At 66.1% G+C, this 24457-nt stretch carries 26 protein-coding genes and 1 rRNA gene; 11 read left to right on the forward strand and 16 right to left on the reverse strand.

The window, feature by feature from the left end; translation table 11 throughout:
* From FHW97_RS17685 to coxB, 3 genes are all read right to left on the reverse strand, one after another.
* A 16S ribosomal RNA gene (locus FHW97_RS17685) occupies positions 1-86 on the reverse strand; the annotation flags it as partial.
* Between the two features lie 635 nt (positions 87-721).
* Complete coding sequence (gene ctaD / locus FHW97_RS17690; RefSeq protein WP_171799378.1) at positions 722-2410, reverse strand: cytochrome c oxidase subunit I; 1689 nt, start codon at positions 2408-2410, stop codon at positions 722-724.
* A 28-nt stretch (positions 2411-2438) separates the two neighbouring features.
* Complete coding sequence (coxB, locus tag FHW97_RS17695) at positions 2439-3335, reverse strand: cytochrome c oxidase subunit II (protein ID WP_022676870.1); 897 nt, start codon at positions 3333-3335, stop codon at positions 2439-2441.
* A 284-nt stretch (positions 3336-3619) separates the two neighbouring features.
* Between coxB and pyrE the strand changes: the two genes are divergently transcribed.
* Genes pyrE through FHW97_RS17740 form a run of 9 tightly spaced genes read left to right on the forward strand, consistent with a single transcriptional unit; the run spans position 3620 to position 10000 of the window.
* Entirely contained in the window at positions 3620-4204 is a 585-nt protein-coding gene (gene pyrE, locus FHW97_RS17700) for an orotate phosphoribosyltransferase (RefSeq protein WP_028658009.1), read from the forward strand.
* Positions 4205-4221: 17 nt separating this feature from the next.
* Positions 4222-4965, forward strand: a complete 744-nt coding sequence (locus tag FHW97_RS17705; RefSeq protein WP_028658008.1) for a pyridoxine 5'-phosphate synthase — start codon at positions 4222-4224, stop codon at positions 4963-4965.
* A 31-nt stretch (positions 4966-4996) separates the two neighbouring features.
* The gene (gene acpS, locus FHW97_RS17710; protein ID WP_022676867.1) at positions 4997-5431 is read left to right on the forward strand and encodes a holo-ACP synthase; all 435 of its coding nucleotides are present in this window, start codon (positions 4997-4999) and stop codon (positions 5429-5431) included.
* Positions 5428-6306: a signal peptidase I gene (gene lepB / locus FHW97_RS17715; protein ID WP_171799379.1), complete on the forward strand. Its 879-nt coding sequence runs from the start codon at positions 5428-5430 to the stop codon at positions 6304-6306. The genes acpS and lepB overlap by 4 nt, the downstream gene beginning before the upstream one ends.
* 29 nt (positions 6307-6335) lie before the next feature.
* Positions 6336-7469 (forward strand): AI-2E family transporter, encoded by a 1134-nt coding sequence (locus FHW97_RS17720; RefSeq protein ID WP_022676865.1) that lies wholly within the window; start codon positions 6336-6338, stop codon positions 7467-7469.
* A 4-nt stretch (positions 7470-7473) separates the two neighbouring features.
* Positions 7474-8604: a DUF3089 domain-containing protein gene (locus tag FHW97_RS17725; RefSeq protein ID WP_022676864.1), complete on the forward strand. Its 1131-nt coding sequence runs from the start codon at positions 7474-7476 to the stop codon at positions 8602-8604.
* Entirely contained in the window at positions 8601-9068 is a 468-nt protein-coding gene (gene ruvX, locus FHW97_RS17730) for a Holliday junction resolvase RuvX (RefSeq protein ID WP_022676863.1), read from the forward strand. Before FHW97_RS17725 ends, ruvX begins: the two co-directional genes overlap by 4 nt.
* Before the next feature lie 48 nt (positions 9069-9116).
* Positions 9117-9578, forward strand: coding sequence for a PaaI family thioesterase (locus FHW97_RS17735; protein ID WP_022676862.1), 462 nt, complete (start codon positions 9117-9119; stop codon positions 9576-9578).
* The gene (locus FHW97_RS17740; RefSeq protein ID WP_022676861.1) at positions 9575-10000 is read left to right on the forward strand and encodes a PaaI family thioesterase; all 426 of its coding nucleotides are present in this window, start codon (positions 9575-9577) and stop codon (positions 9998-10000) included. Before FHW97_RS17735 ends, FHW97_RS17740 begins: the two co-directional genes overlap by 4 nt.
* Here FHW97_RS17740 and FHW97_RS17745 read toward each other — a convergent pair whose 3' ends face one another.
* Genes FHW97_RS17745 through argH form a run of 4 tightly spaced genes read right to left on the reverse strand, consistent with a single transcriptional unit; the run spans position 10001 to position 13751 of the window.
* Positions 10001-10780 (reverse strand): bifunctional precorrin-2 dehydrogenase/sirohydrochlorin ferrochelatase, encoded by a 780-nt coding sequence (locus tag FHW97_RS17745; protein ID WP_062788083.1) that lies wholly within the window; start codon positions 10778-10780, stop codon positions 10001-10003. It abuts the gene before it with no gap.
* 31 nt (positions 10781-10811) lie between these two features.
* A complete protein-coding gene (gene lysA, locus FHW97_RS17750) occupies positions 10812-12071 on the reverse strand; it encodes a diaminopimelate decarboxylase (protein ID WP_171795323.1) in 1260 nt (419 codons plus the stop codon).
* Positions 12072-12103: 32 nt separating this feature from the next.
* Positions 12104-12370 (reverse strand): hypothetical protein, encoded by a 267-nt coding sequence (locus tag FHW97_RS17755; protein ID WP_107718845.1) that lies wholly within the window; start codon positions 12368-12370, stop codon positions 12104-12106.
* 4 nt (positions 12371-12374) lie between these two features.
* Entirely contained in the window at positions 12375-13751 is a 1377-nt protein-coding gene (gene argH, locus FHW97_RS17760; RefSeq protein ID WP_062788086.1) for an argininosuccinate lyase, read from the reverse strand.
* Positions 13752-13776: 25 nt separating this feature from the next.
* Between argH and FHW97_RS17765 the strand changes: the two genes are divergently transcribed.
* On the forward strand, positions 13777-14373 hold the full coding sequence (locus FHW97_RS17765; protein ID WP_253941862.1) for a TlpA disulfide reductase family protein: 597 nt from the start codon (positions 13777-13779) through the stop codon (positions 14371-14373).
* On the opposite strand, the gene FHW97_RS17770 is transcribed toward FHW97_RS17765, so the two are convergent.
* The 7 genes from FHW97_RS17770 to FHW97_RS17800 all read right to left on the reverse strand — a co-directional run bounded on the left by FHW97_RS17770 (position 14345) and on the right by FHW97_RS17800 (position 21981).
* On the reverse strand, positions 14345-15466 hold the full coding sequence (locus tag FHW97_RS17770) for a PepSY domain-containing protein (RefSeq protein WP_216647766.1): 1122 nt from the start codon (positions 15464-15466) through the stop codon (positions 14345-14347). The genes FHW97_RS17765 and FHW97_RS17770 overlap by 29 nt on opposite strands.
* 2 nt (positions 15467-15468) lie before the next feature.
* A complete protein-coding gene (locus FHW97_RS17775; protein ID WP_171795321.1) occupies positions 15469-17547 on the reverse strand; it encodes a TonB-dependent receptor in 2079 nt (692 codons plus the stop codon).
* A gap of 76 nt (positions 17548-17623) precedes the next feature.
* The gene (locus tag FHW97_RS17780) at positions 17624-18040 is read right to left on the reverse strand and encodes a DUF2946 family protein (protein ID WP_022675224.1); all 417 of its coding nucleotides are present in this window, start codon (positions 18038-18040) and stop codon (positions 17624-17626) included.
* Between the two features lie 95 nt (positions 18041-18135).
* On the reverse strand, positions 18136-19239 hold the full coding sequence (locus FHW97_RS17785) for a VOC family protein (RefSeq protein ID WP_171799381.1): 1104 nt from the start codon (positions 19237-19239) through the stop codon (positions 18136-18138).
* Positions 19240-19337: 98 nt separating this feature from the next.
* A complete protein-coding gene (locus tag FHW97_RS17790; RefSeq protein WP_171795299.1) occupies positions 19338-19586 on the reverse strand; it encodes a hypothetical protein in 249 nt (82 codons plus the stop codon).
* Positions 19586-21172, reverse strand: a complete 1587-nt coding sequence (locus tag FHW97_RS17795; RefSeq protein ID WP_171795319.1) for an NAD(P)/FAD-dependent oxidoreductase — start codon at positions 21170-21172, stop codon at positions 19586-19588. The genes FHW97_RS17790 and FHW97_RS17795 overlap by 1 nt, the downstream gene beginning before the upstream one ends.
* Positions 21169-21981, reverse strand: coding sequence for an SDR family NAD(P)-dependent oxidoreductase (locus FHW97_RS17800; RefSeq protein ID WP_171799382.1), 813 nt, complete (start codon positions 21979-21981; stop codon positions 21169-21171). The genes FHW97_RS17795 and FHW97_RS17800 overlap by 4 nt, the downstream gene beginning before the upstream one ends.
* 104 nt (positions 21982-22085) lie before the next feature.
* Here FHW97_RS17800 and FHW97_RS17805 point away from each other — a divergent pair, with 104 nt between their 5' ends.
* Entirely contained in the window at positions 22086-22511 is a 426-nt protein-coding gene (locus FHW97_RS17805; RefSeq protein ID WP_171795317.1) for a helix-turn-helix domain-containing protein, read from the forward strand.
* 6 nt (positions 22512-22517) lie between these two features.
* Here FHW97_RS17805 and FHW97_RS17810 read toward each other — a convergent pair whose 3' ends face one another.
* Together FHW97_RS17810 and FHW97_RS17815 are read right to left on the reverse strand one after the other, a co-directional pair.
* Complete coding sequence (locus tag FHW97_RS17810) at positions 22518-23519, reverse strand: LysR family transcriptional regulator (protein WP_028657575.1); 1002 nt, start codon at positions 23517-23519, stop codon at positions 22518-22520.
* A gap of 18 nt (positions 23520-23537) precedes the next feature.
* Positions 23538-24455, reverse strand: coding sequence for an NAD-dependent epimerase/dehydratase family protein (locus FHW97_RS17815; RefSeq protein WP_022675231.1), 918 nt, complete (start codon positions 24453-24455; stop codon positions 23538-23540).
* Positions 24456-24457 lie beyond the last annotated feature (2 nt).

Here is a 24457-nt window from a genome sequence, read left to right on the forward strand (position 1 = left end):
CACTAACCCCGAAGGGTTCGTTCGACTTGCATGTGTTAGGCATGCCGCCAGCGTTCGTTCTGAGCCAGGATCAAACTCTCAAGTTGTGTCACAACCATCATCGCAGAAGCACCAATGGCACCTACCCGCGACAACAGCAGAACTCCGGGAGCCGATGCCTGCATTTGTCAAACGTAATGGATACGAAGGACATATAGACAGATACCGGCTTGCTTTAAACTGGACGTCGGAGCCCAAAGACCCCCGACACCAGGCGCCGTCGCCCACATGTCCCTTCATCTAATCAACAATGTCAAAGACCAACCCAGACAACAAAACCCGGACAACAAAACCCGGACAACAAGCAATCCCCGGTTCTCACCGGAAATCTAAGCCGTCCGTAGCTATCTGGCGACCAATTCAGCATAACCTGGAGACAACCAAGCCGCCGGAAAAACCGGCTGCACCGCATCGGTGAAGCGGCATATATGGAGCACTGCCCAAACCGTCAACGGCCATTTTTCCACAGGGGCGCAGACTGACCGTAAAACCCCGGTGTCATGGGCGTTTTGGCGCGAAATTTTTCTGCATTTTACCATGGCTGAAGCGAAACATGCCGGGAGAATCACCGTTGTGATTCGCCGTTTCCGGCGCCCTTCCCGTTCAGACTGCGCAAAAAGAAACGAAAAAACCCCGCAGCTTGCGCTGCGGGGTTTGATCAATTGCACTCGCCCTGTGGCGATCAGTGATGCGGGGTATCCTCGATCACCGGCAGCGTTTCGAACTGGTGGAACGGCGGCGGGCTGGACAGAGTCCATTCCAGCGTCGTGGCGCCTTCACCCCAATAGTTCGGCGCAGCCTTCTTGCCGGCGACGAAGGCGTAGATGATGTTCACCAGGAAAATCACGATCGACAGGGCCATGATCATGTAGCCGATCGTGGCGATGTGGTTCCAGTACTCGAACGCGGGAGCGTAATCGGGATAGCGGCGCGGCATGCCCTGCACGCCCAGGAAGTGCATCGGGAAGAAGATCAGGTTCACGCCGACGAAGAACACCCAGAACTGCAGGTGGCTGAGGAACTCGGAGTGCATGCGGCCGCTCATCTTAGGGAACCAGTAGAAGAACCCGGCAAAGAGCGACGTGACCGCGCCGAGCGACAGCACGTAGTGGAAGTGGGCGACGACGTAGTAGGTATCCTGGAGATTGTCGTCGATGCCGCCGTTGGCAAGCACCACGCCGGTGACGCCACCCACGGTGAACAGGAAGATGAAGCCGATGGCCCAGACCATGGGCGACTTGAACTCGATCGACCCGCCCCACATCGTGGCGATCCACGAGAAGATCTTGATCCCGGTGGGCACGGCGATGACCATCGTCGCGGCCGTGAAATACATCTTCGTGTTCACGTCGAGGCCGGTGGTGTACATGTGGTGGGCCCACACGATGAACCCGACCAAGCCGATGGCGACCATGGCATAGGCCATGCCGAGATAGCCGAACACCGGCTTGCGCGAGAAGGTCGAGATGATCTGGCTGATGATGCCGAAGCCCGGCAGGATCATGATATAGACTTCGGGGTGGCCGAAGAACCAGAACAGGTGCTGGTAGAGGATCGGGTCACCGCCGCCGGCCGGATCGAAGAACGTCGTGCCGAAGTTGCGGTCGGTGATCAGCATGGTGATGGCTGCGGCCAGCACCGGCAGGGCGAGCAGCAGCAGGAACGCGGTGACGAGAACCGACCACACGAACAGCGGCATCTTGTGCAGGGTCATGCCCGGCGCGCGCATGTTGAAAATGGTGGTGATGAAGTTCACGGCCCCGAGAATCGAGCCAGCCCCGGCCAGGTGCAGCGAGAAGATCGCGAAATCGACCGCCGGACCGACCGAGCCCGATGTGGAAAGCGGTGCATAGACCGTCCAGCCGGTGCCCGCGCCATGGCCAGTGCCCCCGGGCATGAACGGCGAGATCATCAGCGAGCAGAAGCCCGAGAAGGTCAGCCAGAACGAAATGTTGTTCATACGCGGGAAGGCCATGTCGGGCGCGCCGATCATGATCGGCACGAACCAGTTGCCGAACCCGCCGATCAGCGCCGGCATGACCATGAAGAACACCATGATCAGGCCGTGCGCCGTGATCAGCACGTTCCACATGTGCAGCGTCTGGTTGAGATCGGCGCCATCACCGCCGACGAACCTGGTCCAGAACCCGAGGTACTGGATGCCGGGATGCGCCAGTTCGGCGCGCATGATGCCCGAGATCGCGCCGCCGACAACGCCGGCGAAGACCGCGAAAATCAGGTAGAGCGTGCCGATGTCCTTGTGGTTGGTGGACATGAACCAGCGCGCAAAGAAGCTGGGCTTGTGATCGTGATCATGCGCATGGTCGTGGTGCGCATCAAAACTTTCATGATCGGCGGGAATGGTGGCCATATCGGGCGATCCTCTTTCCGATTGTCGTTCAGGCGGCCGGAGCGGCTGCGCCGCCCACCGTACCGCCCTGGCTCTTGATCCAGGCGTCGAACTGGGGCTTGGTCACGGCTTCGACCACGATCGGCATGTAGCCGTGGCGCGCGCCGCACAGTTCGGAGCACTGGCCGTAATAGACGCCGGGCTTGTTGATCATCATCACCTTCTCGTTGATCCGGCCCGGAACGGCATCCAGCTTGAACCAGAGCGAGGGCACGGAGAACGAGTGGATCACGTCAGACCCGGTGGTCTGCAGGCGAATCGGCACCCCGGCCGGCACGACCATGCGGTTGTCGGCGGCAAGCTGCGGCGGCTCGCCGCGCTTGATGGCCTCGGCCGGCGGCAGCATGTTGGAGATCACCTCGAACCCGCCATTGTCGGGATAGGTATAGCCCCAGTACCACTGATAGCCGGTGACCTTGACGGTCAGCGCGCCCTTGGGCGCAGGCTCGTACTGGTGGGCGAGCAGGCGAATCGAGGGGACCGCGATCACCACCAGGACCAGTACGGGAACCAGGGTCCAGATCACCTCGATCAAGGTGTTGTGGCTGGTCTTGGAGGCCACCGGGTTGGCGCGGCGGTTGAACTTGGCCATCACCGCGATGAGCAGGAACAGGACCAGCAGGACAATGACCGTGATTACCGGCATCAGCAGGTAATCGTGCATTTTCAGCGCTTCCTGGCCGATCGGCGAATACTGGTCCTGGAAGGTCCAGCCACCCGGAACGGGTTGCCCCTTGCCGGGCACCGGCTTGGCCGGGACATAAGTGGCGGCAGCCAGCGCCAGCGAAGGCGCCGCGGCTGCGGTTGTTGCTGCAATGCCTGCCAGGACATGACCGGCGGTCCGAAACGCTGTGCCCGCATGGCGGACGAATTCGATTGGACTCATCGTCGCTTGTTCCGCTCTTCCCCGCGTACACGCCAGTTTCGAGGTCTGCGTGCACTGATTGTAATTCCCTCGATTGCACCCGGCTATACGCGGCCTTGTCCTGAGCCACAAGTTGAGACGTTCACCAAGGCGACAGGAAAGCATTGCCCCTTGGTTCAAGCCCGCCCGCCGCAGGCCTGCCACTGGGCGAAAAACCCTTGCCCCGTGCCGCGCCAGCGCCCATGGCACATGGCAAACCCCAGCACGCCAAGACGGCGAACAGGCAGGACCAGCGAACCAGAGCCATGCAGGAAGAAGACATCCTTTCCGAATTCCGTGCCAGCCAGGCCTTGCTTGAAGGGCATTTCCTGCTCTCTTCGGGCCGCCACAGCGCCCATTATCTGCAATGCGCGCGCGTGCTGATGGACCCGATGCGCGCCTCGCGCCTAGCCAGTGCGCTCGCGGCCAAGCTGCCGCGCGATTTGCGCCAGCAGATCGCCAAGGTGGTGGCCCCGGCCATGGGCGGGGTGATCATCGGCCACGAAATGGGCCGCGCGCTGGGCGTGGAAGCGGTGTTCGTGGAACGGCCAACCGGCACGTTCGAACTGCGCCGCGGGTTTACCCTGACGCCGGGCGAAAAGGTGCTGATGGTCGAAGACGTCGTCACCACTGGCCTGTCCAGCCGCGAAGCGATCAAGGCCGTGGAAGAAGCCGGCGGCGTGGTGATCGCCGAGGCGGCGCTGGTCGACAGGTCGGCCGGCGCGGTGGACCTGGGCGTGCCGTTCTATCCGCTCGTCTCCCTCAATTTCCCGACCTATGCACCCGATGAACTGCCGCCCGCGCTGGCCGCTGTGCCCGCGATCAAGCCCGGCAGCCGGGCACAACCGTAAGACAGGAGAATATGGCGGTGAGCGAATTGTTCACGCCCGCCCGGCTGCGGCTGGGCGTCAACATCGATCACGTGGCCACCATCCGCAATGCGCGCGGCGGTGACCATCCCGATCCGGTGCGCGCCGCGCAGATCGTGGCCGACGTGGGCGGTGACGGGATCACGGCCCATCTGCGCGAGGACCGCCGCCATATTCGCGACGAGGACCTGGCACGCATCCAGGCGGCGACCAACCTGCCGCTGAACCTGGAAATGGCCGCGACCGACGAAATGCTGGCGATTGCCCTGCGCCACAAGCCCCATGCCTGCTGCATCGTGCCCGAGCGCCGCGAGGAACGCACGACCGAGGGCGGGCTCGATGCCGCCGGGCAGCACAACCGCCTGGCGCCGATCGTGTCGCGCCTGGCTGATGCCGGCATCCGCGTCAGCCTGTTCATCGCGCCGGACGCGCGACAGATCGAGGCGGCGATCAAGCTGGGCGCGCCGGTGGTGGAACTGCACACCGGCGAATATGCCCATGCCGAGGGCGAGGCCCGCGCCGTCGAGCTCAAGCGCCTGGCCGACATGGCCGCGCTGGCCGCCAAGAACGGCATCGAACCCCATGCCGGCCATGGCCTGACCTATGACAACGTGCAGCCCGTGGCCGCCATCCCGCAGCTGGCCGAACTCAACATCGGCCATTACCTGATCGGCGAGGCGATCTTCGTGGGTCTGGACGCGGCCGTGCGGCGCATGCGCACGCTGATGGACGAAGTGCGCTGAACCCGCCACGCGGCTGGAAGGAAGACCCCGCATGATCATCGGCCTGGGTTCCGACTTGTGCAATATCGAGCGCATCCAGCAATCGCTGGAGCGGTTCGGCGATCGCTTTGTCGAGCGGGTTTTCACCCCGGTGGAGCAGGCCAAGGCAGCGCGCCGGCCCTATACCCGCGCCGGCACCCTGGCCAAGCGCTTCGCCGCCAAGGAAGCCTATTCCAAGGCGGTGGGCACCGGCTTCAAGGCTGGGGTGTTCATGAAGGACATCGGCGTGGTCAACGCACCCTCGGGGGCGCCGACCCTGGCGCTGACCGGCGGCGCGGCGGCACGGCTGGCCGCGATCACCCCGCCCGGCCACAAGGCGGTGGTGCACCTGACGATGACCGATGACCATCCCTGGGCTCAGGCCTTCGTGGTGATCGAGGCCATTGCGCTGGACCTTGGCCACTCGGGCGAAGGAGAAACGGCATGAGCGACGGCGTTACCGGCCTGCCGCCGGAACAGGCCGAAGCCCGGCCCGCGCGCGTCAACTGGTGGGCGGAACTGCGCGGCCTGATTGGCATGCTGCTGGCTGTCCTGGTGTTCCACAGCCTGCTGGCCAAGCCGTTCTACATCCCGTCGATGTCGATGATGCCCAACCTGCTGGTGGGCGATCGGCTGGTGGTTTCCAAGTATCCCTATGGCTGGTCGTGGGTATCTTCATCGTTCCACGTGCTGCCGCGCTCGTCGGTGCGGCTGTTCCCGGCAACGCCGCAGTATGGCGATATCGTGATCGTGGTGCCGCGCGGCAGCAACGAGGACTATATCAAGCGGGTCGTCGCCCTGCCAGGTGACCGCATTGCCGTGGTCCATGGCCAGATCATCCTCAATGGCCGCCCCGTGCCGCAGGTGGTGGAAGCGCCGCTCGATCTGCCGGTCGATGCCAACGAACCGTGCGATCCCACCGATTTTCCCGGCTTGCGCTTTCGCGATGCGATGGGCCGGCAATTCTGCGAGCTGCCGATCCTGCGCGAGACGCTGCCCAATGGCGCGACCTATCGCATCATCGACCATGAGCAGCAGCCGCTCGATGACTATGCCGAGGTGACGGTGCCGGCCGGCCATGTCTTCCTGATGGGCGACAACCGCGATCATTCCGCCGACAGCCGCGAACCGCTGGCGCTCAAGGGCCTGGGTGGCCCAGTGCCGCTGGCCGACGTGGGTGGCCGGGCCGAGTTTGTGACGGTTTCCCTGGATGGCAGCGAAACGTGGAATCCGGCGACCTGGTGGCATGCGCTGCGCCACGGCCGCGGTGGAACCAGCCTGCGCGCGGAACAGGGGCTGCCACAATTCGTTCCGGCTTCCTGAACTCTTGCTGCGGGGGTAGCTTGCGCGCGATGTCCGATTCTGCCGACACCATTTCTGTCTCCGCCAACCCGCCGCCCGGCGGCACGACCAAGGCGAACGCGCCTGGCCCCACCGACATTACTGACCATACGGTTCGCCAGGAGGCCAAGAAGGCCTTTGTGTGGATCGGGATCGCTGCGCTTGTCGTGCTGGCGGTATTCCTGGCACAGCCGCTGCTGGTGATCTTTGGCGGGGTGGTGTTTGCCTCGCTGATCGAGGGTGGGCAACGCCTGCTCGGCCGGATTCTGCCCGGCCCGCGCGCGCTGCGGATCGCGCTGGTGCTGCTGGCGGCGGTCGGTTTCCTGGTATGGCTCGGCTATTTTGCCGGCAACCAGATCGCGGCACAGGCGGCGCAGTTTCCGCATATCATCCAGGGCCAGGCCCAGCGCACGCTGACCTGGCTGCACGGCCATGGCATCAACGTGGGCCAGGCTGACGTCTCCAAGATCGCCGAGCAGGTGATCGGCGGCGTCGGCCCCGTCACGCAGGCGCTGGGGGGAATTTTCGGTGGGTTCACCACGTTTTTCCTGATCGTGATCCTGGGCATCTATTTCGTGCTGGAGCCGGACATCTATCGGCGCGGCTTTGCCTGGCTGTTCCCGCTCGATCGCCGCCCGCATTTCCAGGTGACGCTGCAACGCATGGGCAAGTCGCTGCGCATGCTGCTGTTCGGGCGCATGATCGGCATGTTTACCGAAGGCCTGGCAACCTGGCTGCTGCTGGCCGTCTATGGCGTGCCGATGTCGGCGTTGCTGGGCATTCTGACCGGGCTGCTGGTGTTCCTGCCCAATATCGGCGCGCCGCTCTCGGGGCTGCTGATGGTGCTGGTGGGCTTTTCGGGCGGCACCGACATGGGGATCTACTGCATTATCGTCTACCTCGTGGTGCAGACGGTGGATGGCAACATCATCGTGCCGATGGTGGCCAAGAAGACCGCCGACCTTGCCCCGGCGATGGTGCTGGGCGCGCAGCTGATCTTTGGCGTGCTGTTCGGCATCCTGGGCCTGGCGCTGGCCGATCCGATCGTGGCGATGATCAAGATCGCCCTGGAACGGCAGGCCGAGCGCAACGACGATGAGCGGGACGAAACTGCCCCGGGCGAAACCCCCGCGCTGGCCACATGATGCCATGGTGATCAAGCGCGTGGTTCAGGCCGGCGCGCTGTTCGTGGTGCTGGCCTTGCTGTGCCTTGGCGTGTTGCGCCAGTGCTCGGCAGAAATCTCGCGCTATGCCTTTGCGCCCATCCACGCGTTCGAGCCGGGCGCACCGCCAGCGCCCAATGCCTATGCCGATCCTGCGATGTGGCTGGCGCGGCCCGGCATGGCCAATGACCCGGCACAGTGGCTGCCGCCGGGCACGCCCGCCCCGCCCAGCGGGGACACGGCAGTGTTCTTCGTGCATTCGACCACCTATCTCAGCCGCAACCACTGGAATGCGCCGCTGGCCGATATCGATTCGCAGCGGCGCGCCAACATTCTGGTGGCGGCCACGGCCAGCGCGTTCAACGCGGTAGGGCCAGTATGGGTGCCGCGCTATCGCCAGGCCGCGTTGGGTGCCTTCCTGACCGACGGTGCCGATCGCCAGCGGGCGATGGACCTGGCCTATGCAGACATTCACGCGGCCTTTGCCGCGTTCCTGGCGGCCCTGCCCCCGCAGACGCCGATCATCATCGCCGGCCACAGCCAGGGCGCGTGGGCCGTGGCCCGCCTGCTGCACGATAGTGTGCAGGGACGCCCGGTGGCGCGACGCGTGGTGGCAGCCTATGCCATCGGCTGGCCCATCGTGGCGGCAACGGCTGCGGCGGAAACCGGCTTTGCCCCGTGCACGACGCCCGATCAGGCAGGATGCCTGGTCGGCTGGCTCAGCTTTGCCGAACCGGCCGATCCCACCCTGCTGATCGGCGCCTATCACCGCTGGCCGGATCACGCGCCCGGCCAGGGCCCGCTCATCTGCGTCAATCCGCTGACCGGCACGCAAGGCGGCGTTGCCACGCGCAAGGCCAACCGCGGCACGCTGCTGCCCGATGCAAACGACAGTGAGACAGAGCGCGCCGGGCCGCTGGTGGCTGGCCTCGTGCCGGCGCGGTGCGATGCGCGCGGACTATTGCTGATCGGGCCGCCGCCGCACATCGGGCTGTTCGTGCTGCCGGGCAACACCTACCATGTCTACGATATCCCGCTGTTCTGGGCCAATCTGCGCGCCGATGCCCTGCGTCGCAGCGCCGCGTGGCACCAGGCCCGGGACGGAGGAACTCAATGATCACCCAAAATGTCGCCGACCTGCGCGCCGCCCTGCCGATGGGCGGGGTGCTGATGGGGCTTGACCCTGGCACCAAGACCATCGGCGTGGCGCTGTGCGATGCCGGCTGGCACTTTGCCACCGCCGGGCAGACCGTGATCCGCCGCAAGTTTGCCCAGGACAAGGCAGCCTTGGCTGACATCATCGCGCAGCGCGGGGTCAAGGGCCTGGTCATCGGCCTGCCGCTCAACATGGATGGCAGCAACGGTCCGCGCAGCCAATCAGCCCGCGCCATGGCGCGCAACCTGGAAGACCTGGGCCTGCCCATTCTGATGTGGGACGAGCGCTGGTCGACGCAGGCGGCCGAGCGCACGATGATCGAGCAGGATTTCAGCCGGGCCAAGCGCGCCCAGCGCATCGATTCGCATGCCGCCGCGCTGATCCTGCAGGCCGCGATCGACACGCTGGCCGGCGGGGTGCTGTGATTTAACCAATCGGTTGAACCCCGGTCGACATTGCGGCAAGGAACAGCGATGGCAGAACACGAACCTTTCACCTGGCGCAAGCAGGGCCCCTTTGATCCGGCAGTGGCGGGCGAACTGCTGAGCAAGCTGGGCCACGGCGGCTTTCTCGGCATGCGCTATGGCGACCATGGTCCCGACTGGTTCGAAGCCGAATTGCCCTGGCGCGAGGATCTGGTGGGAGCGGGCAACAATGGCGTGCTGGCCTCTGGCCCGATCATCAGCCTGTTCGACAATTGCACATCGATGGCGATCTGGACGCGGCGGGGATGCTTCGTCCCCCATGTCACGCTGGACCTGCGCATCGACTATGTCCGGGCAGCCGTACCGGGGCGCAGCGTGATCGCGCGGGCGGAATGCTATCAGTTGCGCGGCGACTTGGCATTCGTGCGGGCGCTGGCCCACGATGGGGATATGGCCGATCCGCTGGCCCACGCTGCCGCCATCTTCATGGTGCTGGGAGACAGCGAATGAGCGAGGGCCAACGCGATGGCAGCGTCCTGTTCACCCTGCCGCCCTTTGCCCTGGCCATGGGCATGACCCTGGCGGCGGACGAAGACGGCAGCCCGATCGTCACCATGCAGTTTGGCGCCCATTCGGAAGGGCGCCCCGGATTTCTGCACGGCGGCGCGATTGGCGGGCTGCTGGAAATGGCCGGGTTTGCTGCCCTCTCTGTCCATCTGGCGCGGAACGGGGTGAACCAGCGGATGAAGCCGATCAACATCTCGATCGAATACCTGCGCGCCGGGCTGCCACAGCCGGTCTACGCCATAGGCCAGGTGGTGCGCGCCGGGCGGCGCGTGGCCAATGTGCGGGTGGAAGCCTGGCAGAGCGACCGCGCCGTACCGATCGCCAGCTGCTGGATGAACTTTCACCTAGCAGCGCCCAAGGGCTGATTAGCCGGGCAGGCGCAGTTCCACGGTCAGGCCAGAGGGCAACGCTGCACCGGGCGGCAGGCGTTGCGCATCGGCGCGTGCGCGCACCAGGATAGCCAGCGGCACGGCGGCATCGGCCACCACGGCATCGGCCATGCCCAGAAGGCGCGCCTCGCGCAGGGTAAGGTCTTCCGGATCGTCCGAGCGCAGCACGATGACATGGTGCGCTGCCGCTACTTCGGCCGCACCTGCCAGCCATTCCTCCACCGCGGCGGGTGCATGCTCCACCATCGGATCGAGCGGGCCGCCCTCTGCCAGGGCGCCATCAAGCGCGCGGCGCCGATCGGCGCCATCGGGAAAGCGCGCGCGCAAGGCATCGCGCGCGGCAAAGAGCGCATTGGCCAGCGCGCCCAGCCCCTGGGGCAGCGCGCGTTCCAGCCGCAGCCGCACGTGCTTGGCCAGCCCCGCCGACGCACCCGCCGTGCCGACAGCCACCACCACCGGGCTGCGATCGATCAGCGACGGCGTGGTGAAATCGCACAGCGCCGGGCGATCCACCACATTGACCAGCAAGCCGGCGCCCCGCGCGCGCAGGGCATCGGCCATGCAGGCATCGGCACTGTCATGGGCGATGAACGCCAGCCGCGCGCCGATATCGATGCCGTGGGCAAGATCATCCACCACCTGGCCGCCAGCACGCTCCACCAGCCGCGCCTTGGCCTGCGCCGCATCGCCATGGCCCAGCACGATCACCGGCTGGCCGGCGATACGGTGGAACAGGGGCAGCGCGGGCAGGCTCATGACAGCGGCTTAGCGGGTCACAGGCATGGCGTCAGGCCAGCCATTCGGGCACGCGTTCGGCCGCCAGGATCGTGGCTGGCTCGATCCGGTCGGCCACCACCGCCCACTTCGTGCCATCCACCATCACTTCGGGCACGAGGGGCCGCGAATTGTAGGTGTTGGCCATCGTCGCGCCATAGGCGCCAGCCGTGCGGAACACGGCCAGATCGCCCCGCGCCACGGCATCGATCGTGCGGCCCATGGCAAAGGTGTCGCTCGATTCGCAGATCGGGCCAACGATATTGGCCTCCATCGTTTCGCCATTCGGCGCCACCGCGGCGAAATCGTGCCAGGCATCATAGAGCGCCGGGCGCGCCAGATCGTTCATGGCCGCGTCGACGACCACCCACGGGGCGCCGACGCCTTCCTTCACCCGCACCACCCGCGTCATCAGCACGCCGGTGTTGCCGGTGATCACGCGGCCGGGTTCGAACATCGCCGTAATGTCCCAGCCCTGCGTTACGCGGGCGACCATCGCGGCATAGTCTTCGGGCTGGGGAAAGACTTCCCCAGCCTTGTAGGGCACGCCCACGCCGCCGCCGAAATCGATGTGCGTGACGGCATGGCCCGCCGCACGGATCGCCTGCATCAGCTGGCCGATCTTGGTAAAGGCTGCCTCCAGCGGATCGAGCCGCGACAGCTGGCTGCCGATATGCAGCGCCAGGCCGCGCATGGCCAGGCCCGGCGTGGTCGCCAGCCGGGCATAGATCGCCGCAGCGCGATCATACGGCACCCCGAACTTGTTTTCCGCCTTGCCGGTGGAAATCTTGCCATGCGTGCCGGCATCGACGTCAGGGTTGACGCGCAGCGCGCAGGCCGCGGTCTTGCCCAACTCCACGGCGATTTCCGCCAGTTCCAGACCTTCTTCCTCGCTTTCCAGGTTGAACTGGCCGATGCCCGCCTCCAGCGCGCGGGTCAGTTCGGCATGGGTCTTGCCCACCCCGGAAAAGACGATGCCCTCGGCCGCCATGCCGGCTGCCAGGGCGCGCTCCATCTCACCGCCCGAAACCACGTCGGCGCCATAGCCTTCGGCGGCCAGGACCTTGAGCACGGCAAGGTTGGGATTGGACTTGACGGCAAAGGCCAGCTTGACGCGCGGCAGGACCGCCAGCGCGTCGCGGAACACGCGGGCGTGGCGCGTCAGCGTGGCGCGCGAATAGACATAGAGCGGCGTGCCCACGGCTTCGGCCAGCATGGGCAGGGCAATATCTTCGGCGTGCAGCACGCCGTTCACCTGGTGAAAGTGGTCCATCGAAACTCTCGAGAATGATCGTTGAAAACGCGTTATTCTTCGGGCGGCAGATCGAACGGGTCGTCTTCGCGCTCTTGCGAGCGGCTGCGCAATTCCACGTTGCGATCGGGCTTGGCCTGGATCGGCGCTTTCAACAGCGCGTCCGCCCCGCGGCTCTGCTCCCGGCCATAGGGCGCGGGCGGCAGGCCGTGCCCCGGCGCCGGTTTCAGCTCGCGTTTGTTGCCGCACCCGGCAAGGGCCAGGACGGCAAGACCAACGAGCACAATGCCAGCGGCTTTGGGGGCAGTGGGGCGGATCAAGCGATTACTCCTCCAGGCCAAGCGCTGCACGCGCCTGGGCCACACGCTTCCTTACCTCGGCCGGGGCGGTTCCGCCATGGCTGCAACGCGCCGCCACCGATGCTTCGACCGAAAGCGCGGCATAGACGCGTTCATCGATACGCGCATCAATGGCCTTGAGATCCTCTAGCGGCAGCTGATCGAGGGCGATTCCCCGGCTTTCGGCCAGTTTCACCGCGCTGCCGGTGATGTGGTGCGCCTCACGGAAAGGAATATTGGCCTGACGCACCAGCCAGTCGGCCAGGTCCGTCGCCGTGGCATAGCCCAGTTCGGCAGCGCCCCGCATGCGATCGGTGCGGAAACGCGCCTCGGCCACCATGCCGGTCATCGCCGCGATCGACAGCGCCAGCAGGCTGGCTGCCTCGAACACCGGCGGCTTGTCGTCCTGCATGTCCTTGGAATAGGCGAGCGGCAGACCCTTCATGGTGATCATCAGCGCGGTGAGGCAGCCGACGATGCGGCCCGAATGGCCGCGCACCAGTTCGGCCGCATCGGGATTCTTCTTCTGCGGCATGATCGAGCTGCCGGTCGACAGGCTGTCGGGCAGGGCAACGAAGCCAAACGGCTGGCTGGCCCAGATGATGAATTCCTCGGCCAGGCGCGAGAGGTGCAGCGAGCACTGCGCGGCGGCCATCAGGTAATCCAGGGCGAAATCGCGGTCGGATACCGAATCGAGGCTGTTGTCGGTCGGTCCGTCGAAACCGAGCGCCTGCGCCGTGCGGAAACGGTCGATGGGAAAGCCGGTGCCGGCCAGCGCCGCGGCGCCCAGCGGCGAGCGGTTCATGCGCGCGCGCGCATCGGCGAAGCGCGAGCGATCGCGGCCGATCATCTCGTAATAGGCCATGAGGTGGTGGCCCAGCGTCACCGGCTGCGCGGTCTGCAAGTGGGTGAAGCCGGGCATGATCGAGCCGGCATGCTCGCCCGCGCGCGCCACCAGCGCGGTTTGCAGGGCGAGCAGGCCCGAATCGACCTGGTCGATCGCATCGCGCACCCACAGGCGGAAATCGGTGGCCACCTGATCGTTGCGGCTGCGCGCGGTGTGCAGGCGCCCTGCCGCCGGGCCGATCAGTTCGGCCAACCGGCTTTCGGTGGTCATGTGGATGTCTTCAAGGTCCCAGTCTTCGGGCACGCCGTTGGCTTCGTATTCGCCCGCCACCTGGTCCAGCCCCTGGGCGATCAGCGCGGCATCCTGCGCCTCGACGATGCCCTGGGTGGCCAACATGTCCACATGGGCCTTTGACGCGGCGATATCCTGGCGCCACAGCGCCTTGTCGAACGGGATCGAGGCGTTAATCTCGCGCATGATGGCCGAAGGGCCGGCGGCGAAACGCCCGCCCCACATCTGGTTGGAGCCCGAATTGCCACTCATGTCCGCTCGTCCGCCCTATCTGCCGTTGATTCTGGGTGCGCTGGCCGCAGCCACGCTTGGCGGCTGCGATAGGCAAGCAAACCCGCCGGCGCAACCGTCCAGCGCCGCCGCCACCTCTGCTGCCGGTGGCGAGGCAGCGCCGGCTGCCGGCAAGGTTGATCTCAGCCACAAGGGATCGGCCATGCCCGCCTTTGCCTTGGCCACGCCCGAAGGCGGCAAGATCAACGCCAAAGACCTGGCCGGCAAGCCCGTGCTGATCAATCTGTGGGCCACCTGGTGCGGCCCCTGCGTGGTGGAAATGCCCACGCTCGACAAGCTGGCCGCCGGTGGCCTGCGCGTGCTGACCGTCTCGCAGGATACCACCGGGCAGGTCGACAAGGTCAAGGGCTTCAAGGCCGAGCATGGCCTGGCCCATGTGCAGATGCTGCTCGACCCCGACAACGACCTGTCGTTCCACTATGGCACCGGCGTCTTGCCGACGACCGTGGTCTATGACGCGCAGGGCAAGGAAGTGGGCCGCGTGGTGGGTGCGTTCGATTGGACCGGGGCAGATGCAGCCGCCCTGATCAAGGCCGCAACCCAGGGCGGCGCCTGAGCCACCAGCGCCACAGCCCGGTGAGGTAGAGTGCGGCCGGCACCAGCCCGGCCGCGACCACCAGCATGCGCAACGGCAGCCCTGCGGCAGAGCCGTCGTGCAACGGGTGCAGCCACTTGAGCAGCACGTCCATCGGCCCGCCCTGCGCCACATTGGCCAGGCCAAGCACGGCGCCGCCATGCCGGTCGATCACGGCCCAGCTATGCGGAAAACGGGGGGACGGATCAGCCACCTGGGCCAGGCGGACACGATAGGCGCCCTGCCCCTGCCCCGGCAATTCGATCCAGACCGCGCGCGCGCCGGGCAAGGCCGCCTGGGCCAGAGCCACCGCACGGGACACGGCGATATCGGGCATGCCGGGGGCGCCATCGGCGATCTGGCCCGGCACGCCTTGCGCGCTGCCCAGCACGGGCCGCAGCAGGTGGCCGGTTTCCTGCGGCAGGGCCAGCATGACGCCGGTAAGCGTAAGCAGCAGGAGCAGCGGCGCACCGGCCAGGCCGGACAGCTTGTGCCAGTCATAGAGCCGGCGCACCGGCGCGGCGCGCGGTTTCATGCGCAGCGCCTTGGCCCAGCCGGCGCGCGGCCACCACGCCCAGATCCCGCTGAGCAACAGCAAGGCGAGTGCCAGCCCGGCCCAGCCAAAGATCCTGCCCCCGACCGGCCCCAGTTGCAGGCAATAGTGTAGGTCATAGATCCAGGTCATGCCACCATCGCCCCAGAATTCGACGCGCAGCACGCGGCGGCCATCAGGCGATAGCCAGGCCAGAAGCGGCGCATGGCCAGCACCGGCCCGCTCTGCCGGATGGTAGTAGCGCGCCGGAATGGCGCCATCGCTGCCGGTCAGTTCCAGCCGCCATGGCCCGGTGCGGGCGGGGAACGCGGCATGGAGGGTTGCGGCGGCACGATCCCAATCAACCGGGCCGGCGCGCGCTGTCTCCTGCACGGCCGGGTGCAGCGCGCGGTCGATCTCGACATAAAAGACCAGCAGCGCGCCGGTGATCCCGGCCATGACCATCAGCGCGCCGAGCGACAGCCCCAGCCACAGGTGAAGCCGCCGCACCCAGGCGCGCGGCGAAAGGGTGCGGCGGGCCACGATCAGAACCGCACGCGCGCGCTACCGGTCAGCCCCAACCCTTCGGCCGGGCTGTGCGCGGTGGGAGAGCGGCTTTGCGCCGCCGTGACCGTGGCATCGTACCAGACATATTCATAGCGCCGGTCGAGCAGGTTCTTGCCCGTGAGCGACAGTTCCAGCTTGTCGATCGGGCGGAAGGCCACTTCGGCATTGAACACGGCATATTGGCCGAACTTGCCCACCGCCGGATCGTTGGCCGCGGTCAGCCAATAGCTGGACTGGCCATTGCCCCAGAGCGACAGGCGCCAGCGCGCGGCCGGGGCGAGATCCACCCCGCCCGACCACAGCCAGTGCGGCACATGGTCGATCTCGTGCCCCAGATAGCCAGGCGTGGCCGGATCGGCGACGCGGATGCGTGAGGTTTGCCACGACAGCGCGCCCCAGGCCGACACGCCGTTGACCGGCTTGAGATTGACCTGCACGTCCACCCCGCGCCGGCGGGTGGCCCCGACGTTTTCACTATCGCCCAGCGGATCGTTGAGCTTGCGCTTGATCTCGCCACTGGCATCCTGCAGCCACAGCGCGACGCGGGTTTCCACCCCGGCCATGGGGCGCAGCTTGATCCCCGCTTCCCAGCCGGCATTGATCGAGGGCGCCAGGTTGGTGGTGCGCGGCGGGATCAGATAGGCGCCCGATCCCGTGCCGATCTGGAAGCTCTTGCCATAGTTGCCATAGAGCGTGACCTGGTCGACCGGGGTGATCGCCACCTGCAGCTTGGGCTGGCTGACCGTGCCATAGGCGTTGATCGGTGCGGTCGTGCCGGCAAGCCGGTTGTGAAACGTGCCGCCCACCCAATCGAGCCGCCAGGCCGGACTGATCGTCAGCCAACGCGTCGGCTCCAGGGTGAGCAACCCATAAACCCCGCCGACATTGAGCGTGAAGGCCTGGTCGCGCGTTTGCGCCGACACCACCCGCGCCACCGTGTTGTAGCGGCGCGAGACATTTTCCTGCCACTGCATGTCGCCGCCCAGTTCGGCCATCACCGGCGTGCCGGCCACGTGCGTGTGCCAGTGCAGCGCGCCGCTGATCCCGTAGTGGTCCTCGTCCGTCATCCGCCGCTGCTGCGACGTGGCCGCCGAGAATTTGACGTAGCGATCATCGCGCAGCCGGTTGGCATAGGCCTTGGCTGTAAGATCGAGGCTGTCGCTGAACGTGGCGTCGAGATGGAGACTGCCCTGAGCCACGGTGCGGGTATCGCCATCGGTCTGGTTGTAGGCATTGGTCATGCGCGGATGGGCCGCGGCGTTTTCCAAGGTGAGATAGCCCGGTTCATCGGCCGTGCCGCGATACCACCGCGCGATCGCGCCCACGCGCAGGGTGTCATTGGGGCGGAAGAACCACTTGCCCGCCAGGCTGCCCCGCGTCAGGGCGCCATGATCGCGCCACCCGCCGGCCTGCCGCCAGGCCGCCAGATAATTCTGGCTGAAGCCACCGCGCTCGATCCCGGCTACGGCCTGCGCCTCATAGGTATCGAAGCTGCCGCCTGAAACCTTGCCTTCCAGGTAATTGCCGCCGATCCGCGTCTGGATATTGGCGCTGCCGGCAATGGCGTGCAGGCCATAGCGCGGATCGGACGTGCCGCGCACCACCTCGATCCCGGCGATATCGAGCGGAAAGATGCTGTCGATATAGGGCATGTTGCCATCGTTGCTGTTGGCCGGCACGCCATCGATCAACAGCTTGACCGCGTTGATTTCCCCCTCGCCGTTGAAGCCGCGAAAGCTGAACTTGCCGCTGGTGGTGCCCTGGTTGAAGTTGGTCAGCATCACGCCCGGCAGGCGGCCGACCAGTTCCCAGGCATAGTTGACGTTGGCATTCTGCGCGACATCGCCGCCCATGCGATCGATCGAGGTAAGCACGTTGCGCGAAGAGGCGGCCATCGATCGCGCCGACACCACAATCTGTTCGCCAATGGAAAAGCCGGTATCGACCGTATCGCTGCCGGCAACCGGGCCTGGCGCTGCGTTTGGCGCAGGCGCTGCGGCCTGCGCGGGCATGGCGAAGACAAGCGCGCACGGCAGCGCGCCCCACGAAATCTGCATGAAACTATCCCCTGTCCGGCGCCAGTGGCCGGCCTGAACCTGATGATTGCGCCCGATCGCGGGCGGCACGTGTGGATCAGGCGATCAGGGGTGGGCCACGCAGTGGCGGCCAGGCATGCGCGCGCCGGCGCGGCGCAGGCACGGGGGTGGCGGCAAAGCCCAGGGCGAGAATGAAGGCCAGCGCCGCGGCCAGCAGCACGGGATCGGCCCCGCCGAGCAGGGCATGGCCCAGCGCGCCATAGGGACAGGTGCCCTGCGCCTTGGCATGGCTGGCACCGCCCTTTTCCGCGCCATCCTTCACCGGCACCACCACCTGGCGCACCAGGTCATGGCGTCCGTCGATCCCTTCGGAACAGAGCTGGATGGTAAAGCTGCGCGTCTGACTGCCGGGCATGTAGCCAGCCGGAACCAGCGCCTTCATCGCCAACGACAGCGCGACCAGCCACAGGGCCAGCGCGGAATGCCGAAACAGAAAGGCGCGAAGGGCAATCATGCGACACGCGGCATAAGCGGGCGCATGGGCATTGTCATCAGGACAAAATGTCGCGCCGCAATGGCAGGCGGCATTGCGGCCGCCTGCCTGCACCGTCAGATCGCGTGTTCGTCGTCTGCCGTCAGGTTGGCCAGGTCGCCCTCGATCGGCTGCTTGCCGGGCTTGGCGCGGCGATAGGCGTCAAAGCTCTTGTGATCGGCATCGAAGGTCATGTCCCAGGGGATGTTGTCGCCGCGGAAGATCGCCGGGGCATTGGCCGCCCACAGCAGCGAACCGAACTTGAAGTCCCACGCGCGCGGCACCCAGGCATCGTCGAGGTAGTCGGTGTCGGCGTGGTATTCGGCCTCGCCGGCGTGGCCAGGCATTTCGCAATAGTAATAGATCGCCGAGGAGATGCGGTGGCGCGAGATGCCGCCGCTGGTGTTCATCGTGGTGTTCTTCCAGCCGCGGTTGTCCATGATATTGGCGCCGAGCATGACCTCGTCGATATCATCGCAACCGAAGGCGATGTGCATGAACTTGAAATGGTCCGGCGCGATTGGCAGGTCGCAGTTCACCCAGAAGATCGAGTGATGCTCGAACGTGCCGCCGGCGCGGGCGAAGATGCCGGTGCCCTTGGAATGATCGACATAGCGGAAGCCGAGGTGGCGTTCGTAGAATTCAAAGCTGCCGACATAGTCGGGCGAGAAAAAGACGACGTGGTTGATCGTCTTGGGAATGGCGCGCTTGCGCCAGATGCGGTGCTGGTTGAAGCGCGGCCAGCTCGACGGCGTATTGACCGGGCTCGCTTCCGACACGACGGCGCGCTTGGCCCAGACACGCAGCGCGATCGGCTGGCCATCGGGGCAGACGCAATGCACGGTGCCATCGGCATCGCGGGTCACGGCAACCTCGGTTGCGAGGCTGGCAGCGATGCGCTCGAGGTTTTCAGCCGTATCGACACCCCAGACGGTTTCCTTGATGCCGTCACCAGCAAACGGATCGGGCACAGGCAGGCGCGGATCGCCATGGCGCACCACGATCACGCGGCTGCCCGATTGCAGGCGGAAAACGCTTTCATGCTCGCTCGTGCTTTCGAGCGGCAGGCCGAAATCTGCCCAGAAGCGGGTGTGTTCGGCAAGATCGGCCACGCCGAAGATGACGCTTTCAACGCCAAGGATGGCGGATGTGGACGAAAGGGGGCTGGATGCGATCGGCATGGGGTCTCCGCAGAATCTGTCACTGGCCTTCATGCCGTGGATAGCTGCGGCGCGGAAACCGATGTTTCGGCAACCAAGCTATTCACCGCACGGATGGATCAGTTGCGGCGGAACAGCAGGGTGAGCAGGAACAGCACCGTCCTGACATCGAGCAGGCGCAGCGCGGCGCGGGCTTCGGCCGGGGTGAGCCGGGCGACCATCGGCATCGCGCCGAAGATCTTGCCGCGGATCACCAGGGTGTTGCCGTCCGCCTCGATCTTGCGGATGGCCATGAGTTCCTTGTCGTTGGCGTCAAGAATCCGGGCGACGCGCGCCTTGGCCGCGCCCTTGTTCGGCAAGTTGGTCATTACACGGCCCTTCCGCAGATCCGGTCATAGTCCATTCCCAGGTCATCCATCATCTGGATCGCCGTGGCGCGCCCGGCCCCGAACACGCCGCCGCCGGGGTGCATGAACGGGCCGACGAGGTAGAGGCCCTCCACTTCCGGCACGCGCAGCGCGCCCAGGTCAGGCGTGGGGCGGTGGCCGGCGGATTGGTAGAAGAACGGCGCGCAGCCGTGGATATCCCCGCGCAGGAAGCTCGCGGGGCTGTCACGCTCGTGGTCGAGCGGCGAGCGCACGAGGCGGCCGGTGATGTTGTCATCGCTCAGGTTGGCGTAGAACTTGCGGTATTGCGCCAGTGCGCGGTCGGCCACCTCGTCCTTGCAGGTGTCCCACGATTGCGGGCCGCCGGGGTGCAGGTCATACGGCGCGAAGTTGACGCCATAGAACACCCCGGCCCCGGCCGGCGCGCGGCTGGGATCGAAGATAGTGTTGTCACCGCCCGCGATCAGGCGCGCGCTCACCTCGCCACGGCGCAGCTTGTCGTATTCCAGCTGCATGTCGCGCACGGTGTAGAAGTCCATCAGCTCGGTCATCATCGCGTTGCAATCATTGCCGACGCGCAGTTGCAGGCGTTCCTTCAGCGTCAGGTGCGTGAGGTTGATCGAGAAGGTGGACTGGGTAACGCGTTCGGCGCGCTGCAAGACCGGCTCGGGCGCTTCTGCCACGAACTTGCGCAGGACATGCGGGTGGATCGCGCCGATCACGCCATCGCGGGCCATCACGCATTCGCCGTCGCGCAGTTCGAGCCCGGTGGCCCTGCCGCCCGAGACGATCACGCGACGCACCTCGGCGTTGCAGCGCACTTCGCCGCCAAAATGCTCGATGGCGCGCACCAGGGCGTGGCTGAGCTGGCCCGAGCCGCCTTTCGGCATCGAACAGCCGAAGCTGTGGACGATGCCGGGCATGACGAAAGCGCCCATGCCGGTGCCGAGTTCATCGGGCATCTGCAGGTTTTCGGTGACCATGCGCACGATGTGCAGCTTGAGCAATTCGCTATCAAAGTAATGATCGACGATATCGAGCGCGCTGCGCTGCATGAGATCGAGCAGGAAGCGGCCTTCGTCCGACTGATCCATCATCGCCACAAACGCGCCGAGCGGAAACGGCGGGGCATACATCCCGCTCATCAGCATGGGCAGTGCCGTGGTGCTCATGCCGACAAAGCGGCGATAGGCTTCGGCGTCCTTTTCACCGGCGACGCGGGCGAGTTCCTCGCAGGTGCGATCGAGATCCTTGTAGGACCGGATCACGGTGCCGTCTTCCCAGATCGAGACGTGGACGAGATCGGGATAGATATATTCGAGCCCGAACTTCGCGAGCAGACCCAGCTCGTCTTCGCGCAGCATGGGGTTGCCCTGGATCATGATGTGCACGTTGGAATGTTCATCGTGCCAGAATCCGGGGTGCAGCAATTCCCGCGTGGACACGCCGCCGCCGTAGTGCGGCTTGCGTTCGAGCACGAGGACCTTCTTGCCGGCCTTGGCCATGTAGGCCGCGGCGACGAGGCCGTTGTGCCCCGCCCCCATCACGACGATGTCATGCTGGCTCATGCCGGCTCCTCCCCCAGAAAGGCGCGGAACCCGGCAAGCCCGGGGACATGCGACGCGCTGCCGCCATCGCAGACCAGCACCTGGCCGGTAATGTTGCGCGCAGCCTCGCTGGCGAGGAAGGCCACGGCCTCGGCGATATCCTCTGGCTCGCCAAGGCGATCGCGCAGGGTTTCGTCCTCTACCAGTTGGCGCAAGGCCGGGGGAAACGCCTCGCGCAGCGCCGGCGTCATTGTCATGCCGGGCGCCACCGCGTTGCAGCGCACGCCGGCGCGGCCATGGCTGGCAGCAATCGCGCGGGTCAGCTGGATCACGGCCGCCTTGCTGCTGGAATAAGCTGCCTGGATGAGATGGCCCTGCAGCGCCAGGTTGCTGACGGTGTTGACGATGCAGCCGCGGCTTTCGCGCAGCGCGGGCAGCGCGGCGCGGCAGGCCATCATGGTGCCGCGCACGTTGACCGCATAGGTGCGGTCCCACAAGTCTGTGTCCATGCGTTCCACGTCGCCATCGTTGCGCGCCACCTCGGGCCCCAGCAGCGCGGCATTGTTGTGCAGCACATCGAGCCGGCCAAAGTGGGCGACGACCTGCCCGACCATCGCCTGGATCGATGCTTCGTCGGCCAGGTCGAGCGGCACCGCAATGGCCCCGGGCAATTGCGCGGCGAGCGCGGTGGCGCGCGCAACGGCAATGTCGGCCAGCGCCACGCGGGCGCCGCGCGCGGTCAGCAGGCGAGCAGTCGCCTCGCCGATGCCGCCAGCCCCGCCGGTGATGATGGCAACCTTGCCGTCCATGGCAATGGCATCTGCGGTCATGCGCATTCTCTCCCTGTTCGGTTGTGTCAGGCCGTTTTATGGTGATGGTGACAAAGCGGAAGACGGCACTTTTTTGTGCCCATGACAGGCGGGGGGAGGCCGAGTTGGACAGCGCGCCATTGCACCAGGCCATCGCGCGGCTGGCCGCCGAGATGACCGCGCATGGCAAGCATCGCGATGACCCCGCGCGCGAAGTGATGGGCTTGCTGGGCGACCGCTGGTCCACGCTGATCCTGCTGGTCTTGGAAACGGGCGAATGGCGCCATGCCGACCTGCGCCGAACGCTGGGCCAGCTGTCTGCCGAGCAGGCGATATCGCAGCGCGTGCTGACCTTGAAGCTGCGCACGCTGGAGCGTGACGGCTTTGTGGCGCGCTCGATTACCGGCTCGGTCCCTCCGAAAGTGAGCTATCGCCTCACGCCACTGGGCCGCGACCTCCACGGCCAGGCGCGCGCCCTGATCGACTGGATCAACACCCGCGCGGACAATATCCGGCTGGCGCGCGAAAGATTCGACGCCGCAGACAGTTAGCCTGAATCAGTGCTGGGGATGGTTCATCCGGTATTGCACTTCGATTTCATCAAGAGCGATCTTGGCGGCGCTGGGCAGTGGCACGACATTGTCCGCTACATCTGCCTTCGCACCCGCGGCCGCCTGGAGGCGTTCGACCACCCAGCGCAAGGCGCGGTCGTTGTTGTTGGCGATGTTCCACTGGATCGCTTCGCGGATCGGCGGGATGTCGAACGGAACTTCGCGCATGACCAGGGGCATCGCGCCGACGACGATTTCCGCCATGCGGCGGTGCATGGTGGCGATGCGCTTGGTGCCGAGGATAAGGCCGGGCAACGACAGGAACGAGGGCGCGATGACCTCAACCCGCCGCTGCTGCTTCTGGCGCCGCATGAACCAATCCTCGAACGCGGAAACCCGCGACTTGCCGAAACGGGGCGTGACGTGGCCCAGCTCGAGATACAGGTCACGTGTCATCGGCTGCGCCATGGCCGGATTGGCGGCATCGCCCACCACGACGTAATCGTCTTCGAACAGGACCTGGCTGGGATGATCGGCCGAGATCGCGATATCGATGGTAAGCAACAGGTCGATGTGTCCGCGCTCGATGGCTTCGATCGGGCTATCGTTCATCGGCTGGATCTCGAAACGCAGATGCGGCGCATCCTTTTCGAGATCGGCCAGCACGCGGGTGAGCAGCACTTCGGTGGAATAGTCCGAGGCCATCATGCGGATGGTGCGGTCGGCAGTGGCAGGATCGAAGGGCGGCGCGACCGCCACAGTGGTGCGGATCTGTTCGAGCACGGCGCGCACCGGCTCGATCAGTTCTTCCGCCCGCGCAGTGAGGATCATCGCCCTGCCCTTCACCACCAGCAGTTCGTCCTCGAAGTACTCGCGCAGGCGGCCCAGCGCGCTGGAGGTGGCGGATTGCGACAGGCACAGCCGATCGGCCGCCAGGCTGACGCTGCGTTCGGTCAACAGCACGTCGAGCGCCACGAGCAGGTTGAGATCGAGCCTTCCGTAGCGCATCGCCATCTCCCTCGCCCCTCAGATCATTGCGAGGGCGTTGGAGACGAGTGTAGCAGCATCGCCATCGTGTGCAAAACCGGCGCGGTCCGCCGCTGCCGTGGTCAGCGGGGGCTGCGCGGCAAAGGCTGCTTCGAGCGATGGATCGGGCTGGTAACTGACCAGATCGGCCGCCACCCCGCACTGACGGGCGATTTCCCCGGCCAGATCGCCCATGGCAACGCGCAATGCCGGAAGCGTCACCGCGCGGGTGTTCGGCATCAGCCCACTGTCGAGGTTGAGGGCATGGACCAGGTTGTCGACGCAGCGCGTCACCGATTGCGCCCAGATCGTTCCCTCGGCCGAGACCGGGCAGACAAAGCGCTCGCCGGCCTTTAGCGCATGGAACAGGTTGGAAATGAAGGCCGATTTCAATCCTGACGGTCCCTTGGGCCGGGCCAGAATGCCCGACAGGCGAACGGTGACGCCATCGATCAGGCCGCGGTTGGAAAACATCGCGACGGCATGCTCCATCATCGCCTTGTGCCCGCCGTAGATCATCTTGGGGCTGAGCGGGGTACCATCGTCCACCTGTGCCGGGAACGGATCGCCGAACACCGCGATCGAACTGGCATAGACCACGCGCAGGCCGGGATTGAGCGCAGCCGCCTCGAGCAGCAGGTCATACATCGCATCGACGTTGATGCGCCGCGACAGCGCGGGATCGGCTTCTGCCGCGCCGCCGGGCACCGTGGCGAGGTGGACCAGCGCATCGCACCCCTGCGCCAGTGCCGCCCCCCGCACGGCAGCATCGCCCATGTCCCCCACGATCAGCCGCGCCGGCGCGGGCAGATCGGCGGGCATGGTATCGAGCCCGGTAACCTCGTGGCCGGCGCCGACCAGCCTGCCGACCAATGCCCGACCGACAAAACCGCCAGCGCCCGTCACCACGATATGCATTG

This window comes from Novosphingobium sp. SG754 (genome assembly GCF_013149315.1).
Lineage (GTDB): Bacteria > Pseudomonadota > Alphaproteobacteria > Sphingomonadales > Sphingomonadaceae > Novosphingobium > Novosphingobium capsulatum.